The following is a 14,607-nucleotide window of genomic DNA, read 5'->3' on the forward strand; positions in this document are numbered from 1 at the left end:
GTTTTCCTCGATCGTCTCTAGCGATCCGACCGGGGGAGAGGGAGAGCAGACAATGGCACAGGCACAGGGCGGGTATTACGTCCCGCATCAAAGCTACTGGCCGATCATCGGCACCATCGGCGTGACCGCCCTGGTGGTCGGAATCGCGATGTACCTCGAGGGCATGGCACTGGGGACGTGGGTGATGGGCGGTGGCGGCCTGATCACCGCCTGGTTCGTGTTCGGCTGGTTCAGTGACGTGGTCAGTGAGGGCGTCAGGGGCCTCTACAGCGATCAGGTCGACCGCTCGCTGCGCTGGGGGATGATCTGGTTCATCTTCTCCGAGATCATGTTCTTCGCCGCGTTCTTCGGCGCGCTGTTCTACGCCCGGATGCTGTCCGTACCGTGGCTGTCCGGCGAAGACCCGGCCACCAGCCGCCTGCTGTGGGACTCAATGGCGCTCAACTGGCCCACCGCCGGGCCGGCCAATGCGGCCATGGAGTGGCGGCCGATGGGCCCCTGGCCGCTGCCCACCATCAACACACTGATCCTGCTCACCTCGGGGATGACGCTGACCATCGCGCATCATGCCCTCAAGGACGACAACCGCACCAAGCTGATCGGTTTCATGTGGGCCACGGTGCTGTTGGGCACACTGTTCGTCGGCCTGCAGGCCTATGAGTACTACGAAGCCTACGTCCACCTGAATCTGCGCATGGACACCGGCATCTACGGGTCGACGTTCTTCATGCTGACCGGCTTCCACGGCATGCATGTGGTGATCGGTACACTGATGCTGCTGGTGATCACGCTGCGGTGCATGAAAGGCCACTTCGATCCCAAGTCACACTTCGGTTTCGAGGGAGCGGCCTGGTACTGGCACTTCGTCGACGTCGTCTGGCTGGGCCTTTTTATCTTCGTCTACATCCTCTAGCGCGGCTACAACGGGCTGCCGTTCGGGGCGATGGCCCCGGTCAGAAAGCCCACCAGGATCAGCACGAACAGGATGATCGACAGCGTGATGCGCACCGTCAGGGCGTTCAGCGTGCGGCGCGATTCGCCCCGGTCGCGGATAAGATAGAACAGACCCGAGCCGAGGCTCGCGACGATGACGAACAATGTGAGCAGAATCGTGATGCGAATTGCGAAATCCATGAGCTATTCCCTGTCGCTTTGCGCGCATTGTAAAGGAAGATACGGGCGGCAGCTGGCTTGATCACCGCCCGCCGGGGGATTCGCTTCGGCGGCTGGGTGTTCGCACCCGGCCCCCTGCCGACGCTGGTTTATGCGGTGCTCCTGGGGTTGCTGATCGGGCTGGGTCAGTGGCAGCTCGACCGGGCGGCGGAGAAGCGCTCGGCACTGGCTGCCAGGGCCGACGCCACGGATGCCCCGGTGATGGCGCTCAATGACCGCCCGGCGAGCCTGGCCCGCCACGAATACCGGCGGGCCACCGCCGAGGGGCGCTATGACACGGACCACCAGTTCCTGCTGGACAACCAGGTCCAGGACGGGCGTATCGGTTACCGGGTGCTGACGCCGTTGCGACTGACGGGTCGGGACGCCGCGGTGCTGGTTCAGCGGGGATTCGTGCCCATCGCCGGCAGCCGCCAGACGCTGCCCGAGCTGCCGCCGGTGGACTCGCCCGCGCGGGTCACGGGCCAGATCGGGTCGGGGCCGTCCGTGGGCATGCGTCTGGGCGAGGCGGCGGATGGCAGCGGGAATTGGCCGCGGCGCCTGCAATACATTGATTTTGAGGCCATGAACGCGATGCTCGACTATCCGCTCAGCGACTATGTACTGGTCGAGGGATCGCTTTCCACCGACGCGGTCGCCCGGCGCAGCGATCGGGATGCCTGGCGCTTCGGGCCCGAGCGTCACCAGGGCTATGCGGTGCAGTGGTTCTCACTGGCCGCGGCGCTGACGGTGATCTGGCTGGTGGTCAATACGCGCCGGCCAACACGAGGAGAGAGCAGTTGATCGATCGACTCAAGGGCCGTTGGCAGCCGTTCGCGCTGTTGGCGGTCTTCATCCTGCCCACCGCCGCGGCCATGATCATGGTCTTCAGCGACTGGCGACCTGAATCATTCACCAACAATGGCGATCTGGTGCAGCCCGCTGAGCAGATCAACCCCGGGCAGTGGCAGGGCGTGGTCGAGGCAGCGCCGATCCTCGCCGGCGACTGGCTGATCGTGACGCCGCAGCGCGAGTCCTGTGGCGAGGCCTGCCGCGAGCGGGTCGATCGCCTCAACCGGGTGCAGATCGCACTGGACCGCGACATTGAGCGGGTGCGCCTGGTGGTGCTGCAGCCCGAAAGCCTCGAGGCTCCGGTGTTCGAACCCGTTCCCGGCATCCTCAATCTGTCGGCGGCCGATGCCGTGGTGGATCGACTGGCGGTCCACAACGGTGAACCGATGGCCGCGCATATTGTCGATTATCGCGGTTATCACGTCATGCGCTACCCCCGGCCGCTGGATGCATCCGGCCTGCTGGATGATCTGGAAAACCTCCTCAGTCTGGCCAAAGAGGAGGCCGAGCGCCGCGCCCTTGAGGAGGCTGTCAACGAATGAACTCCCATCCCTGGTTTTACCGCCTGAGTCTGTTGGCGACTGCGACGGCGCTCTGCGTCGTGGTGCTGGGTGCCTGGGTGCGGCTGACGGATGCCGGACTGGGTTGCCCGGACTGGCCCGGCTGCTATGGGCAGTGGGATGTCCCCAACACGCCCGAGGCGATCGCCGCGGCCAATGAGGCATTCCCCGATACGCCGGTGCATGTGGGCAAGGGATGGCGCGAGATGGTGCACCGTTATCTCGCCAGCGGCCTGGGCCTGCTGATCGTGGGGATGGGGGTGTTCGCCTGGCGCCAGCGGCATCGCCCCGGCCAGCCGTGGCGGGTGCCGTTGCTGTTGGTCGCGCTGGTCTGCTTTCAGGGTCTGCTGGGCGCGTGGACGGTGACCTGGCAGCTCAAGCCCGCGGTGGTCACGGCGCATCTGCTGGGCGGCCTGACAACGCTGTCACTGCTCTGGTGGGTGACGCTGCGCAGCAATCGTCTGGGGGCCGGACGGCTCTCGCAGGTCCGGGGGCTGGGGGTGTTCCTTGCCGTCGGGGTGCTGGCGGCGGTCGGCCAGATCACGCTGGGCGGCTGGACAAGCACCAACTACGCGGCGCTTGCCTGTAATGAGTTTCCGGCCTGCAGCCTCGGCGAGTACTGGCCGGATAATGCCGACTTTAGCGAGGGCTTTGTGCTGTGGCGCGGCCTGGGTGTGAACTACGAGTTCGGCGTGCTGGACCATCCAGCGCGCATGGCCATTCATCTGGTCCACCGCATCGGCGCCATCGCCGTCACGCTGGTGCTCGGTGGCCTGGCGTTCTGGCTGTGGCGTGCGGGCGGGCTGGGCCGCGTCATGGGCGTCGCGGTTGCCGGGGCGCTGGGTCTGCAGGTGTTGATCGGCATTGGTAATGTCATCTACAGCTTGCCGCTGACACTGGCCGTCGCGCACAATGCGGGTGCAGCGCTGCTGATGCTGGTGCTGGTCACCGCCATTCACGTCCGGCGACCCATAGCGCGATCATGAGCCGATATTTCGACGCCACTTCCAACCCTGCCACGGGCGCTACGGCCGTCCTGCAGCATGCCGTCCAGCACTGGCGGGATTACTACGAGCTGACCAAGCCCGGGGTGGTGGCGCTGATGGTGTTCACCGCGCTGGTGGGCGAGCTGCTGGCGAGCCCCGGTGCCATTCCCTGGACAGCACTCACGGTGGGTAACCTGGGGATCGCGCTGGCGGCCGGCTCGGCGGCGGCGATCAACCATCTGGTCGATCGGCGCATCGATGCCCGCATGAAGCGTACCGAAGGGCGCCCGCTGCCCACCGGCGGACTGCGCACCCGCGACGCCAGCCTGTTTGCCGGGGTGCTGGGGCTGGCGGGCCTGTCGATGCTGTACTTTCTGGTCAACCCGCTCACCGCCTGGCTGACCTTCGGCTCGCTGATTGGCTATGCGTTCATCTACACCCTGTTTCTCAAGCGTGCGACGCCGCAGAACATCGTCATCGGCGGCGCGGCGGGGGCCGCACCGCCGGTGCTGGGCTGGGTCGCGGTCACCGGCAGCATCGATCCCCACGCCCTGCTGCTGTTCCTGATCATCTTTACCTGGACGCCACCGCATTTCTGGGCCCTGGCCATTCATCGGCGCGAGGAATACGCGAGTGTGAACATCCCGATGCTGCCGGTCACCCACGGCGATCGGTTCACGCGCTGGCAGATCCTTTTCTACACCGTGCTATTGGTGGGCGTGACGCTGATGCCGTTTGCCACCGGGATGAGTGGCTGGGTGTATCTGGTGGGCGCTGTGGGACTGGGAGCGCGTTATCTGTGGTTTGGCTACGCACTGCTCGCCCGCCCCGACGACCGGTCACTACCGATGAAGTCGTTCGGCTTCAGCATCGTCTATCTGATGGCGCTGTTCGCGGTGCTGCTGCTGGACGCCTATCTGCCGGTGATCCTGGCGCCTCTGCTGGGCTGAATCACAGAATCAGCAGATCCACCGGCGAGGCATTCAGCAGCCGGGTGGTGGTGCGATAGCGCAGAAAGTGATCCAGGCCTTCGCCCTGACGCGGGGTCAGCACGATCAGATCCGCCCCCTCATGCGCCGCGATGTCCATCAGGGCAGTGGCAGTGGGGCGGGTATCCGCCTCGACCCGGATACCGACAGCCCCCAGGTCCGCATTGCGGACGAATCCTTCCAACCGCTCCCGGGCCACCGCCTGATCGTGGGCGAGCAGTCGATCGCGCGCGTCATCCGTCATTCGGCCGGCCGGCACGGCGGACTGCTCCTGGGTGCCGACCAGATGCACCACCGTCGTGGAGGTGCCGGCGCTGACGGGAGTCGCGCCCAGAGCGCGCGCCCTGGCCATGGAGCCTTCCGAGAGATCTGTGGCAAGGAGCAGCCGGCGATAGCGCTCGACCGGAGCCGCCCGAACGACCAGTACCGGGCAGTCGGTATGGGCGATGATGCGCTCCGAGGTGCCGCCCAGGAACAGGTCACGCAGCTGGCGTTTGCGGTGGCTGCCCAACACGATCAGCGGTGTCGTGTCGTCGACGGCGGATCGGATGGCCTCATCGGGCCCCCGGCCGCTCACGACCGCGACGGAACAGGCCACACCATCCACCGTCTCGATCGTGGTGGCGAGACGCTGTAGCATGAAGTTGGCGGTGTCGCGCTGCGCATCGATCATGGCCGTCGGCTGGTCGGTATCGATGGCGTAGACGAGCTTGAGGCCGTAGCGATGCTCACGGGCCAGTAGCAGCGCCATGCGTTGCGCGCGCTCGGCACGGTCACTGAGGTCGGTCGCCAGGACAATCCGGCGCATCAGCGGGGTTCCGCGTCCTGCCGATGACGCAAACGGCCGGCGGGGAGGAGTTTGATCATGGACTTGATGCTGCATTCCGCCTTCGCGGAGGTCGCCACCCTGCTCATGCTGGCGGCGGTGGTCGGCTTTGCCGGCATCCTCCTGCGCCAGCCACTGATCGTGAGCTTTATCGCGGTTGGCATCATGGCCGGCCCCTCCATGCTCGATGTGGTGCATGCCGAGGCGCAGATTGACCTGCTTTCCGAACTCGGCATTGCCGTGCTGCTGTTTCTGGTCGGCATCAAACTGGATATCAAGCTCATTCGGTCTCTCGGCGCCGTGGCGCTGGTCACGGGGCTCGGTCAGGTGGCTTTCACCGCCGGGATCGGCTTTCTGCTTGGCCTCGCCATGGGGCTTGAGGCGGTCACCTCGCTGTACGTCGCCGTCGCGCTTACTTTCTCCAGTACCATCATCATCGTCAAGCTGCTCTCGGACAAGCGCGAGATCGATTCGCTTCACGGCCAGATCGCGCTGGGGTTTCTGATCGTCCAGGATCTGGTGGTGGTCCTGGCGATGATCGTCCTGTCCACGGTGGGGATCGGTGGTCGCGCCGATGGCGGCGGCGTTGCTGAAATCGCCATGGTGTTGCTGGCCGGCGTGGCGCTGGTCGGCCTGGTGATCCTCTTCGTCCGCTATGTGGCCAACCCGCTCAGTGCCCGGCTGGCCCATGCCCCGGAGCTGCTGGTGATCTTCGCCATTGCCCAGGCGACCGTTTTTGCCACTGTGGCCGACGTCATTGGCCTCGGTAAGGAGCTGGGCGGCCTGCTGGCCGGGGTCTCACTGGCGTCAACGCCCTACCGCGAGACCATCTCGGCGCGGCTCGCTCCGCTGCGCGACTTCCTGTTGCTGTTCTTCTTCATCTCGCTGGGCTCGACACTGGATCTTGCCTTGCTGGGGGACAGTCTGCGCGAGGCGCTGGTGTTCTCGGCCTTCGTCCTGATCGGTAATCCGCTGATCGTGCTCGCCATCATGGGGGCGATGGGCTACCGTCGGCGAACCGGATTTCTGGCGGGCCTGACGGTGGCGCAGATCTCGGAGTTCTCGCTGATTTTCATCAGCATGGGACTGGCGTTGGGTCATGTCGGTGAGCAGGCCCTCGGCCTGGTGACGCTGGTAGGGCTGATCACGATCGCGGTTTCGGTCTATATGATCACCTACTCGCACTGGCTCTACGAACACGTCGGGCGCCATCTATCGATATTCGAGCGCGCCGGGACGCCGCGTGAACCGAAGGGCAACGCGGGGGCGAGTCAGGCGGCCGCCGACGTCCTCATCTTTGGTATGGGGCGGTTTGGCACCGCCATGGCGCTGCGGCTCCAGCGCCGGGGGTTTGGAGTGATCGGCGTGGATTTTGATCCGCGTGCCATCGCACGCGCCACCAGTCTGGGGCTGCGGGCTGAATACGGCGATGCGACCGACCCGGAGTTCATCGCCTCGCTGCCCCTCGAACAGGCCCAGTGGGTGGTCAGCACGGTGCCGCGGCACCCGACGGGCCTGAGCCACGAGGACAGTCGCCACACGCTGATGCAGATCGTTCGCTCAACCCCATTCCGTGGCCAGGTGGCGGTGGCCTCGCATAACGCCCGTGAGATGGACGAACTGCTCGCGCGCGGCGCGGACACGGTCATGGAGCCCTTTCAGGACGCCGCCGATCGGGCAGTGGATCTGATCAGCGGCGCCCCGCCAACCCAGCGCACGCCCATTCCCCCGATTACCCCGGAGGATCGCGGCGACGCGGGTGACTGAGGGGCGTTCAGCCTTCGCCCGCCGCCCTGTCCAGGCCGACGTTGTTTTTCTCGAGGACGCGGTCGGCGCGATAGCTCGAGCGCACCAGCGGGCCCGAGACCACTTCGAGAAAACCCTTGCCAAGCCCGATCTCGCGGTAGCGCTCGAACTGCTCGGGCGTGACGTAGCGGTCCACCGGCAGATGATTGACCGTGGGGCGCAGGTACTGGCCGAACGTGACGATATCGACGCCGATGGCGCGCAGATCGTCCATGGTCTCGATGATCTCCTCATCGGTCTCGCCCAGGCCCAGCATCAGGCTGGTCTTGGTGAGCACGCCCGGCCGGCGCTTTTTGGCATACGCCAGTACGTCCAGCGTCTGCTGATAGCCCGCCCGCGGGTCACGGACCGGGTGGGTGAGGCGTTTGACCGTCTCGACGTTCTGGGCAAACACCTCGAGCCCCGTGTCGACCACGGTGTCGATCGCTTCGTGGCGGCCGTTGAAGTCGGGGGTCAGTGCCTCGACCGCGGTGTTGGGGTTGCGGCGCTTGATCTCGCGGATGCAGTCCGCGTAGTGCTGGGCCCCACCGTCGGCCAGATCATCGCGGTCCACCGAGGTCAGCACCACATACTTAAGGCCCATCAGTTCAACAGTGGTGGCGGCGCCATTGGGCTCGTTGTCGTCAAGCCAGCCCTTGGGGTTGCCGGTGTCCACCGCGCAAAACCTGCAGGCCCGGGTGCAGACATCGCCCATGAGCATGATGGTCGCTGTCCCGGCGCTCCAGCACTCGCCCATGTTGGGGCACATGGACTCTTCGCAGACGGTGGCAAGCTTGTGCTCGCGCACCGTGTTGCGGACCTTCTGATAGGTCTCACCGGTGGGGACCTTGACGCGCAGCCAGTCCGGCTTGTCGCCGCGCCCCACCGGCGCGGTGTCGCGCTGGGCTTTGACGCCATTTTTGATCGCGCGGATACCGTTGTCCTTGTCGACCTTCTGGCCGCTGACCACAACGGGGATGCCTTTGAGTTCGGGCATGTCCGACTCCTTGCCTCGTTCAGTCCTTGCCGTAGGGGTTGTTCATCACCGAAAACCAGTTGGCGTGCGCCCGATCGGCGTCCTCCCGGTAGGCTTCAACCTCCTCACGGGTCATTTCCTCGCGCAGACGGCCATCGCTGACCGGCCGCGGATCATATCCCTCGGTATCGTCTTTATCCTGCCTGTCTGGCCGTTCATCACTCATGACGGCACCCTCCGCATCCTGACTGTGTCATGTAAAATCCAGTATACGTTTGAAACCGGACCGCCTCCATGGCCGCTGCCTCATACCCTCATGCCCATCGTGAACTGGACCTGCGGGGACTGAACTGCCCCCTGCCCATCCTGCGCACCAAACAGGCGCTGCGGGACATGGCGGTGGGCGAATGCATCGCCGTGCAGGTCACCGACCCGCATGCGGTGATCGACTTCCGTGCCTTGTGTGACACCACTGGGCATCAGCTGTTGCATGAGACCGAGTCCGGCGATGTCCTCACATTCTGGCTTGAGAAGGGCCCCTGAGGCGCGCCAGCAGCGACTCGGCCACCACGGACAGCCGTCGGCTGAACGACGGCGCCTGATGCCAGGACAGGCTGATCAGCTCCATGCGCTCGCGCCGCTCGAGCAGCAGGTCGTCGCTGGTGCCCAGATCATCCACCAGCCCCAGCTCAAGGGCGCGCTCGCCCATCCAGTGCTCGCCGGTGGCGACACGGTCGACGTCCATGCGTGGCCGGTAGCGGCCGATGTGGTGGCGGAACAGGTCATGCACCGCCTGCAGGGACTCGCGGAAATGCTCGCGGCCCTCGTCGGTGTTCTCGCCAAACACGGTCAGATCGCGCTTGTGCGCGCCGGCGGTGTGCAGCTCAAACTCGATGTCGTGGCGCTTGAGCAGGCCGTGGAAGTTGGGCAGCTGGCCGACCACGCCGATCGAGCCAATGATCGAGAACGGGGCGGCGACGATGCGGTCGGCCACGCAGGCCATCAGATAGCCGCCGCTGGCCGCGACCCGGTCCACCGCGATGGTCAGGCGGATATTGGCCTCGCGCAGCCGTGCCAGCTGGCTGGCCGCAAGGCCGTAGCCGGGCACCATGCCGCCGGGGCTTTCAAGGCGCAGCAGCACCTCGTCATCGCGTCGGGCGCTGGCGATGATCGCGCTCACCTCTTCGCGCAGCGAGTCGACCGCAGTGGCGCGGATGTCGCCGTCGAAGTCGAGCACGAACAACCGCGGCAGGCGACCTTCGCCATCCTGTCCGCGGCGCTTCTGGCGGCGCTCCCGCAGGCGCTGGAGCAGGTTGGACCGACGGGCGTCGGGACCGCGCTGGATGCGCCGGCTCATGGCCTCGTAGCGGCGGTTGAGGGGCTCGACCTCGAGCTGTTCGCGGTGACGACCGCGCCGCCGGCTGGTCATGCCGCCGATCATGCCCAGCACCACCGCGAACGCCGCCACCAGGGTGAGCACACGGGCCAGGAAAAGGGCATAATCCTGCAGGAATTCCATCGCGTTATCCTTTCATGAATGCCGAATACGACTGGACTGCAAGTCTACGCGAGCCAACCGATGAAAGAAGCCACCCGCCGCAGGGGAGGGGCATGAACCCACCTGGCACCGCACTCTACCGCCATCGCGGCGTCGATGTGGCGACGCTTCGCCAGCTCGATCAATGGGCGGCGGCGCCCAAGGGCACCGCCTTTCGCGCCTTCAAGCGCTGTCAGGCGGGACTGGTCGAGGAGCGGGATTTTTTTGTCGAGCCCATCGATGCCCCGTCCGATGCCGCCGCCGCGGCGCTGATCGAGCGCCTGCGCGCCGACGGCAGACTCTACCCGAGCAGCCACGTGGCCATTCTGCTGTCCCGCGCGGCCTGCTCGCGGTTACCGGTCATGCCGGGGTCTGACGGCCGATGAATACCCTGGTCACCTGGCTGCAGCCGTGGGAGCCCTCGCTGCCGGTCTTTCTGGCCTGCGCGCTGGCCGTCGGCCTGTACGCCATCGGTCTGATCCGGGGGGCCTCGCCCGGGTTCTGGCCGGCGCTGTCGTATTTCGCTGGTGTGGCGCTGATCTATGCCGTCACCCAGACCCATTATGATTACTACTCGCAGTATCTGTTCTCGGCGCACCGGCTGCAGCATCTGGTGCTGCATCACCTGGGGCCGTTCCTGATCGCGCTGGCAATGCCGGCGGGCGTGCTGGCGACTGCCCTGCCGGCGCGGGTCCGGGCCTGGCCGCGGGGGCCGGCGGCACCGCTTTTCGGTGCCCTGCGCCGGGTGTATCGCGTGCTCCAGCAGCCGTTCATCGCCGGTGTGCTGTTCGTCGGGGTGATCTACTTCTGGCTGACGCCCGAGATTCACTTTGACGCCATGCTGAGCATCGACCTGTACTGGTTCATGAACTGGACGATGCTGCTCGACGGGCTGCTGTTCTGGTGGCTCATTTTCGAGCGCAGTGATCAGGCCGTCACACCCCGCCTGAGCCCCGGTCGGCGCATTCTGCTGCTGGCGCTGATCATGCCGCCGCAGATCGCACTGGGGGCGTACATCACATTCAGCGGCCAGAATCTGTTCGAAATCTACGATGTCTGCGGCCGCGCGTTTCCCATCGATCCGCTGCTTGATCAGCAGATCGGCGGCCTGATTACATGGATACCGGCGGCAATGATGAGCGTGATGGCTGCCATCATTGTCCTCGCATTCCGTCTGCACGGGAGGGAATCGGATGCCTGAGCACCCCAGAAAACGCCGCTGGCCGGGCCCCGCGCTGGTTGTGATGATGGCCGCGCTGCTGAGCGCCTGCGGCGGCAGTGGCTATCAGACCAAGGGCATCGAGGGGCTGCTGCCGGATCTCGCCTTCCGCCTGACCAGTGAGACTGGCGAAACGCTGACCGCCGCCGATCTGCGGGGCGCGCCCACGGTGGTGTTCTTCGGCTTCACCCATTGTCCCGATGTCTGTCCCACGGCCATGGCGCGGATTGCGGCGGCCACGGAGGCGGCCGGCGAGAGCCTCGACGGCGATCTGCAGGTGCTGTTCGTCTCGGTGGATCCCGGCCGGGATACGCCCCAGCGGCTTGCCGACTACACGGACTTTTTCAGTGATCGCGTCACCGGCGCCACGGCACCGGTGGAGCGACTCCGCGAGCTCACCAAGCGCTACCGCGCCACCTTCGGCTACGGCGAGCCCAATGAGTTCGGCGACTACAACGTCTCGCACTCGAGCGCGATGTACGTGTTTGATGCCGAGGGTCACGCCCGGGCGCTGTTCCGCCCGAGCGACAGTGTGACGGGAATGGCCGCGGATCTGCGGCGCATCGCCCGGGGTTAGCCCGGGGTCAGCTCGGCGCGCTCAGTCCTCGAACAGGTCCTTGTCGGTGACCGCGCCATACGACGCCGAGCTGACCAGCCGGGCGAACTTGCCCAGCACGCCGCGGCGGTAGTTCGGCGGCCGGGGGCTCCACCGGGCGCGGCGCTCAGCGAGTGTGGCCTCGTCGATCTGCACCTCAAGCAGGTTCTGGTCGGCATCGATGATCACCGTATCGCCTTCCTCGACCAGGGCGATGTTGCCGCCGGCCGCCGCCTCGGGGGCGACATGGCCGACGACCATGCCGTAGGTGCCACCGGAGAACCGCCCGTCGGTGATCAGGCCCACGGCGTCACCCAGCCCGCGGCCGATGATCGCCGAGGTCGGCGCCAGCATTTCGCGCATGCCGGGGCCGCCACGCGGGCCCTCGTAGCGGATGATGAGGACATCGCCGGCCTGGATCCGGTCGGCGAGGATCGCATCCATGGCGAGCTCTTCGGAGTCGAACACCCGGGCGGGGCCTTCGATGCGGCGCTTTTTAATGCCACTGACCTTGGCGACGGCGCCCTCGTTGGCCAGGTTGCCGCGCAGGATCGCGAGATGGCCCTCGGCATACACCGGGTTGTCGAAGTCGCGGATGATGTCCTGATCCGGCGACGGCGTGGCGGGGACCGATTCCAGCAGCTGCTCGATGGTCTGCCCGGTGATGGTCATGCAGTCCCCATGCAGCAGCCCATTCGCCAGCAGCATTTTCATGACCTGGGGGGTGCCGCCAACGGCGTGGAATTCGCTGGTGACATAGCGCCCCGAGGGCTTCAGATCGCAGAGCACCGGCACGCGCTGGCGGATCCGCTCGATATCGTCGATGGAGAACTCCACCTCGCAGGCGCTGGCGATACCCAGCAGGTGGAGCACGGCATTGGTCGAACCGCCCAGTGCCATGACCACGCTGGCGGCGTTCTCGAAGGCCTTGCGGGTCATCAGGTCGCGGGGCAGGCGCTGCTGGTGGATGGCATCCACCAGCACCTCGGCGGCGCGTGCCGCCACGTCCCGCGCCTCGTCGTCCTCGGCCGAGACCGTGCTTGAGCCCATCAGGCTCATGCCCATTGCCTCGAAGGCGCTCGACATGGTGTTGGCGGTGAACATGCCGCCACACGAGCCGGCGCCCGGGCAGGCGTTCATTTCCACGCCCTTGAGGTCCTCGTCCGAGAGGTTGCCGGCGGCGGATTGGCCCACCGCCTCGAAGGCGCTGACGATGGTCAGGTCCTGGCCTTTGTAGTGGCCCGGCTTGATGGTGCCGCCATAGACGAAGATCGCGGGGATGTTCAGCCGGGCGATGCCGATCATCGCTCCGGGCATGTTCTTGTCGCAGCCGCCGGTGGCGAGAATGCCGTCAAGGCTCTGGCCGTTGCAGACGGTTTCGATGGAATCGGCGATCACTTCCCGCGAGACCAGCGAGTACTTCATGCCCTCGGTGCCCATGGAAATGCCATCGGAGATGGTGATGGTGCCAAAGCTCACCGGCATCGCACCGGCGGCACGCAGCGCGTCGCTGGCGCGCTCGGCCTGGGCGCCGATGCCCATGTTGCAGGGCGTGATGGTGCTATGGGCATTGCCCACGCCGACGATGGGCTTTGCGAAGTCCTCGTCGGTAAAGCCGGCGGCCCGCATCATCGCGCGGTTGGGGGTGCGGGCGCGTCCTTCGGTAACGGCGCGGCTGCGGCGGTTGTCGGCCATGGTGATTCCTCGATGATGGGTAGTGATCGGTCAACCGACAAAATACGAAACTCCGGGGCGGGTGGCAATCGTCGCCACGCCCTGCAATGGCATACTCTGCAAGTGAGGAAAGCGACAGGGCAGGCAAGGGGCGGTGACAACGCCGAGTATCCGTTACGAGGCCGATCTGGCCGGCGGTGATTTCGTCGACGATCCGGCGCAGCGCGCCGCGGTGGAGGCGCTGGATGCCCTGCAGGCGGCGCTGCAGGACCAGCCGCCGCCGGCCACCGGCCTGCGCGGCTGGTGGCAGCGTCGCCGCGGCGCTGCCCCCGCCGCGGTGCCGGGGCTCTATCTGTGGGGCGGGGTGGGCCGCGGCAAGACCTATCTGATGGACACCTTCTATGAATGCCTGCCCGCGTCCATCCCCCGGCGCCGGGTGCATTTCCACCGCTTCATGCAGTCCGCCCATTACCGTCTGCGCTGGCTGCGTGAACAGCCGGATCCGCTGCGCACCCTGGCCGCTGAATGGGCCGGCGAGGCGCGGGTGCTCTGCTTTGACGAGTTCTTCGTCAGCGACATCGCCGACGCGATGATCCTCTCGGGACTGCTGCATGGGTTGATCGACGAGGGCGTGACGCTGGTGGCCACCTCGAACCTGCCGCCGGACGGGCTCTATCCGGGCGGTCTGCAGCGTGATCGCTTCCTGCCCGCCATCGATCTGCTGGAGCGCCATCTGCAGGTGATGAATGTGGATGGTGGCACCGACTATCGCCTGCGGCTGCTCAGCCGCGCACCGGTCTATCATGTGCCCGCCGACGCGCATGCCCGCACCGCCCTCGCCGAGACCTTCGAGCGCCTCAGCCCCGAGCGTGATCATGAAACCGATGGACTGGCCATCAACCAGCGCGACATCCCGGTGCTGGCCCTTGGCGACGGCGTGCTCTGGGTGCGCTTCGGTGCCTTGTGCGAGGGGCCGCGCAGCGCCGATGACTATGTCGAGATCGCCCGTCGCTTTCACACCGTGCTGATCTCGGACGTGCCGATTATGGATCGCGACCGCGAAGACGCAGCGCGGCGCTTCGCGGCGATGGTCGACGAGTTCTATGATCGCGGCGTCAAGCTGATCATCTCCGCCACCGCCGAGCCCGAATGGCTGTACCGCGGCCGGCACCTGCATTTTGAGTTTCGGCGCATCATTTCGCGTCTGCGCGAGATGCAGTCCCGGGAGTATCTGGCCCTGCCCCACCGGCCCTAGGGTTTTCCCCAGACCCTGTGGACAAGTCTGTGGAGGAACCCGGGGATGAATGCCGGACAGGCCCGCGTGATGCGGCTTTTCTCAGACTGGCGAATTCTTGACCAGTTTTAAATAAGCTTTAAAAACAGGTACTTACGGTTTATCCGGCGGTATCAGGGAGTTAGCGGCGTCGTGACCGTCCGGCGGCGCGCTGGATGTGCA

At 66.0% G+C, this 14,607-nt stretch carries 17 protein-coding genes; 11 read left to right on the plus strand and 6 right to left on the minus strand.

Features of this window, described 5'->3' with window-relative positions; genetic code table 11:
* Positions 1–52 precede the first annotated feature (52 nt).
* The gene (locus tag BA899_RS07725; RefSeq protein ID WP_144347092.1) at positions 53–913 is read left to right on the plus strand and encodes a cytochrome c oxidase subunit 3; all 861 of its coding nucleotides are present in this window, start codon (positions 53–55) and stop codon (positions 911–913) included.
* Between the two features lie 5 nt (positions 914–918).
* Here the strand turns inward: BA899_RS07725 and BA899_RS07730 are convergent, their stop codons facing one another.
* Positions 919–1,134, minus strand: coding sequence for a twin transmembrane helix small protein (locus BA899_RS07730; protein WP_144347093.1), 216 nt, complete (start codon positions 1,132–1,134; stop codon positions 919–921).
* 57 nt (positions 1,135–1,191) lie between these two features.
* Here BA899_RS07730 and BA899_RS07735 point away from each other — a divergent pair, with 57 nt between their 5' ends.
* From BA899_RS07735 to cyoE, 4 genes are read left to right on the plus strand one after another with little or no spacing between them, the layout of a single operon-like run.
* Positions 1,192–1,956, plus strand: coding sequence for an SURF1 family protein (locus tag BA899_RS07735; protein WP_159300254.1), 765 nt, complete (start codon positions 1,192–1,194; stop codon positions 1,954–1,956).
* Positions 1,953–2,546 carry a hypothetical protein gene (locus tag BA899_RS07740; protein ID WP_144347095.1) on the plus strand — a complete coding sequence of 198 codons (594 nt, stop codon included), beginning with the start codon at positions 1,953–1,955 and terminating at the stop codon, positions 2,544–2,546. The genes BA899_RS07735 and BA899_RS07740 overlap by 4 nt, the downstream gene beginning before the upstream one ends.
* A complete protein-coding gene (locus tag BA899_RS07745) occupies positions 2,543–3,550 on the plus strand; it encodes a heme A synthase (protein WP_159300255.1) in 1,008 nt (335 codons plus the stop codon). Before BA899_RS07740 ends, BA899_RS07745 begins: the two co-directional genes overlap by 4 nt.
* Positions 3,547–4,500 (plus strand): heme o synthase, encoded by a 954-nt coding sequence (cyoE, locus tag BA899_RS07750; RefSeq protein ID WP_159300256.1) that lies wholly within the window; start codon positions 3,547–3,549, stop codon positions 4,498–4,500. The genes BA899_RS07745 and cyoE overlap by 4 nt, the downstream gene beginning before the upstream one ends.
* A 1-nt stretch (position 4,501) precedes the next feature.
* On the opposite strand, the gene BA899_RS07755 is transcribed toward cyoE, so the two are convergent.
* Positions 4,502–5,347 carry a universal stress protein gene (locus BA899_RS07755; RefSeq protein ID WP_159300257.1) on the minus strand — a complete coding sequence of 282 codons (846 nt, stop codon included), beginning with the start codon at positions 5,345–5,347 and terminating at the stop codon, positions 4,502–4,504.
* A 57-nt stretch (positions 5,348–5,404) separates the two neighbouring features.
* Here BA899_RS07755 and BA899_RS07760 point away from each other — a divergent pair, with 57 nt between their 5' ends.
* Positions 5,405–7,132, plus strand: coding sequence for a cation:proton antiporter (locus BA899_RS07760; protein WP_200833079.1), 1,728 nt, complete (start codon positions 5,405–5,407; stop codon positions 7,130–7,132).
* Positions 7,133–7,139: 7 nt separating this feature from the next.
* Here BA899_RS07760 and lipA read toward each other — a convergent pair whose 3' ends face one another.
* Both lipA and BA899_RS07770 read right to left on the minus strand, forming a co-directional pair.
* Complete coding sequence (gene lipA, locus BA899_RS07765) at positions 7,140–8,147, minus strand: lipoyl synthase (RefSeq protein WP_148121597.1); 1,008 nt, start codon at positions 8,145–8,147, stop codon at positions 7,140–7,142.
* Between the two features lie 19 nt (positions 8,148–8,166).
* Positions 8,167–8,352 (minus strand): hypothetical protein, encoded by a 186-nt coding sequence (locus BA899_RS07770; RefSeq protein ID WP_159300258.1) that lies wholly within the window; start codon positions 8,350–8,352, stop codon positions 8,167–8,169.
* A gap of 68 nt (positions 8,353–8,420) precedes the next feature.
* On the opposite strand from BA899_RS07770, the gene BA899_RS07775 reads away from it, so the two are divergent.
* On the plus strand, positions 8,421–8,669 hold the full coding sequence (locus BA899_RS07775; RefSeq protein ID WP_148121598.1) for a sulfurtransferase TusA family protein: 249 nt from the start codon (positions 8,421–8,423) through the stop codon (positions 8,667–8,669).
* Here the strand turns inward: BA899_RS07775 and sohB are convergent.
* On the minus strand, positions 8,641–9,645 hold the full coding sequence (gene sohB, locus BA899_RS07780; protein WP_148121599.1) for a protease SohB: 1,005 nt from the start codon (positions 9,643–9,645) through the stop codon (positions 8,641–8,643). The two genes, BA899_RS07775 and sohB, sit on opposite strands and share 29 nt — an antisense overlap.
* 92 nt (positions 9,646–9,737) lie before the next feature.
* Between sohB and BA899_RS07785 the strand changes: the two genes are divergently transcribed.
* Genes BA899_RS07785 through BA899_RS07795 form a run of 3 tightly spaced genes read left to right on the plus strand, consistent with a single transcriptional unit; the run spans position 9,738 to position 11,459 of the window.
* Positions 9,738–10,049: a hypothetical protein gene (locus BA899_RS07785; RefSeq protein ID WP_148121600.1), complete on the plus strand. Its 312-nt coding sequence runs from the start codon at positions 9,738–9,740 to the stop codon at positions 10,047–10,049.
* Positions 10,046–10,864 (plus strand): cytochrome c oxidase assembly protein, encoded by an 819-nt coding sequence (locus tag BA899_RS07790; RefSeq protein WP_110882405.1) that lies wholly within the window; start codon positions 10,046–10,048, stop codon positions 10,862–10,864. The genes BA899_RS07785 and BA899_RS07790 overlap by 4 nt, the downstream gene beginning before the upstream one ends.
* Positions 10,857–11,459 carry an SCO family protein gene (locus BA899_RS07795; protein ID WP_110882406.1) on the plus strand — a complete coding sequence of 201 codons (603 nt, stop codon included), beginning with the start codon at positions 10,857–10,859 and terminating at the stop codon, positions 11,457–11,459. Before BA899_RS07790 ends, BA899_RS07795 begins: the two co-directional genes overlap by 8 nt.
* A gap of 21 nt (positions 11,460–11,480) precedes the next feature.
* Here the strand turns inward: BA899_RS07795 and ilvD are convergent, their stop codons facing one another.
* On the minus strand, positions 11,481–13,172 hold the full coding sequence (gene ilvD / locus BA899_RS07800; RefSeq protein WP_159300259.1) for a dihydroxy-acid dehydratase: 1,692 nt from the start codon (positions 13,170–13,172) through the stop codon (positions 11,481–11,483).
* A gap of 133 nt (positions 13,173–13,305) precedes the next feature.
* On the opposite strand from ilvD, the gene zapE reads away from it, so the two are divergent.
* Complete coding sequence (gene zapE, locus BA899_RS07805) at positions 13,306–14,406, plus strand: cell division protein ZapE (protein ID WP_144347104.1); 1,101 nt, start codon at positions 13,306–13,308, stop codon at positions 14,404–14,406.
* Positions 14,407–14,607: the final 201 nt, after the last annotated feature.

Source organism: Spiribacter sp. SSL99 (assembly GCF_009805925.1).
GTDB lineage: Bacteria > Pseudomonadota > Gammaproteobacteria > Nitrococcales > Nitrococcaceae > Spiribacter > Spiribacter roseus.

Bases quoted from the DNA above. Each gene is read 5' to 3' on its own strand.
- BA899_RS07725 (WP_144347092.1), top strand. From the start codon at position 53: ATGGCACAGGCACAGGGCGGGTATTACGTCCCGCATCAAAGCTACTGG.
- BA899_RS07730 (WP_144347093.1), bottom strand. From the start codon at position 1,134: ATGGATTTCGCAATTCGCATCACGATTCTGCTCACATTGTTCGTCATC.
- BA899_RS07745 (WP_159300255.1), top strand. From the start codon at position 2,543: ATGAACTCCCATCCCTGGTTTTACCGCCTGAGTCTGTTGGCGACTGCG.
- cyoE (WP_159300256.1), top strand. From the start codon at position 3,547: ATGAGCCGATATTTCGACGCCACTTCCAACCCTGCCACGGGCGCTACG.
- BA899_RS07755 (WP_159300257.1), bottom strand. From the start codon at position 5,347: ATGCGCCGGATTGTCCTGGCGACCGACCTCAGTGACCGTGCCGAGCGC.
- BA899_RS07760 (WP_200833079.1), top strand. From the start codon at position 5,405: ATGGACTTGATGCTGCATTCCGCCTTCGCGGAGGTCGCCACCCTGCTC.
- lipA (WP_148121597.1), bottom strand. From the start codon at position 8,147: ATGCCCGAACTCAAAGGCATCCCCGTTGTGGTCAGCGGCCAGAAGGTC.
- BA899_RS07770 (WP_159300258.1), bottom strand. From the start codon at position 8,352: ATGAGTGATGAACGGCCAGACAGGCAGGATAAAGACGATACCGAGGGA.
- BA899_RS07775 (WP_148121598.1), top strand. From the start codon at position 8,421: ATGGCCGCTGCCTCATACCCTCATGCCCATCGTGAACTGGACCTGCGG.
- sohB (WP_148121599.1), bottom strand. From the start codon at position 9,645: ATGGAATTCCTGCAGGATTATGCCCTTTTCCTGGCCCGTGTGCTCACC.
- BA899_RS07785 (WP_148121600.1), top strand. From the start codon at position 9,738: ATGAACCCACCTGGCACCGCACTCTACCGCCATCGCGGCGTCGATGTG.
- BA899_RS07790 (WP_110882405.1), top strand. From the start codon at position 10,046: ATGAATACCCTGGTCACCTGGCTGCAGCCGTGGGAGCCCTCGCTGCCG.
- BA899_RS07795 (WP_110882406.1), top strand. From the start codon at position 10,857: ATGCCTGAGCACCCCAGAAAACGCCGCTGGCCGGGCCCCGCGCTGGTT.
- ilvD (WP_159300259.1), bottom strand. From the start codon at position 13,172: ATGGCCGACAACCGCCGCAGCCGCGCCGTTACCGAAGGACGCGCCCGC.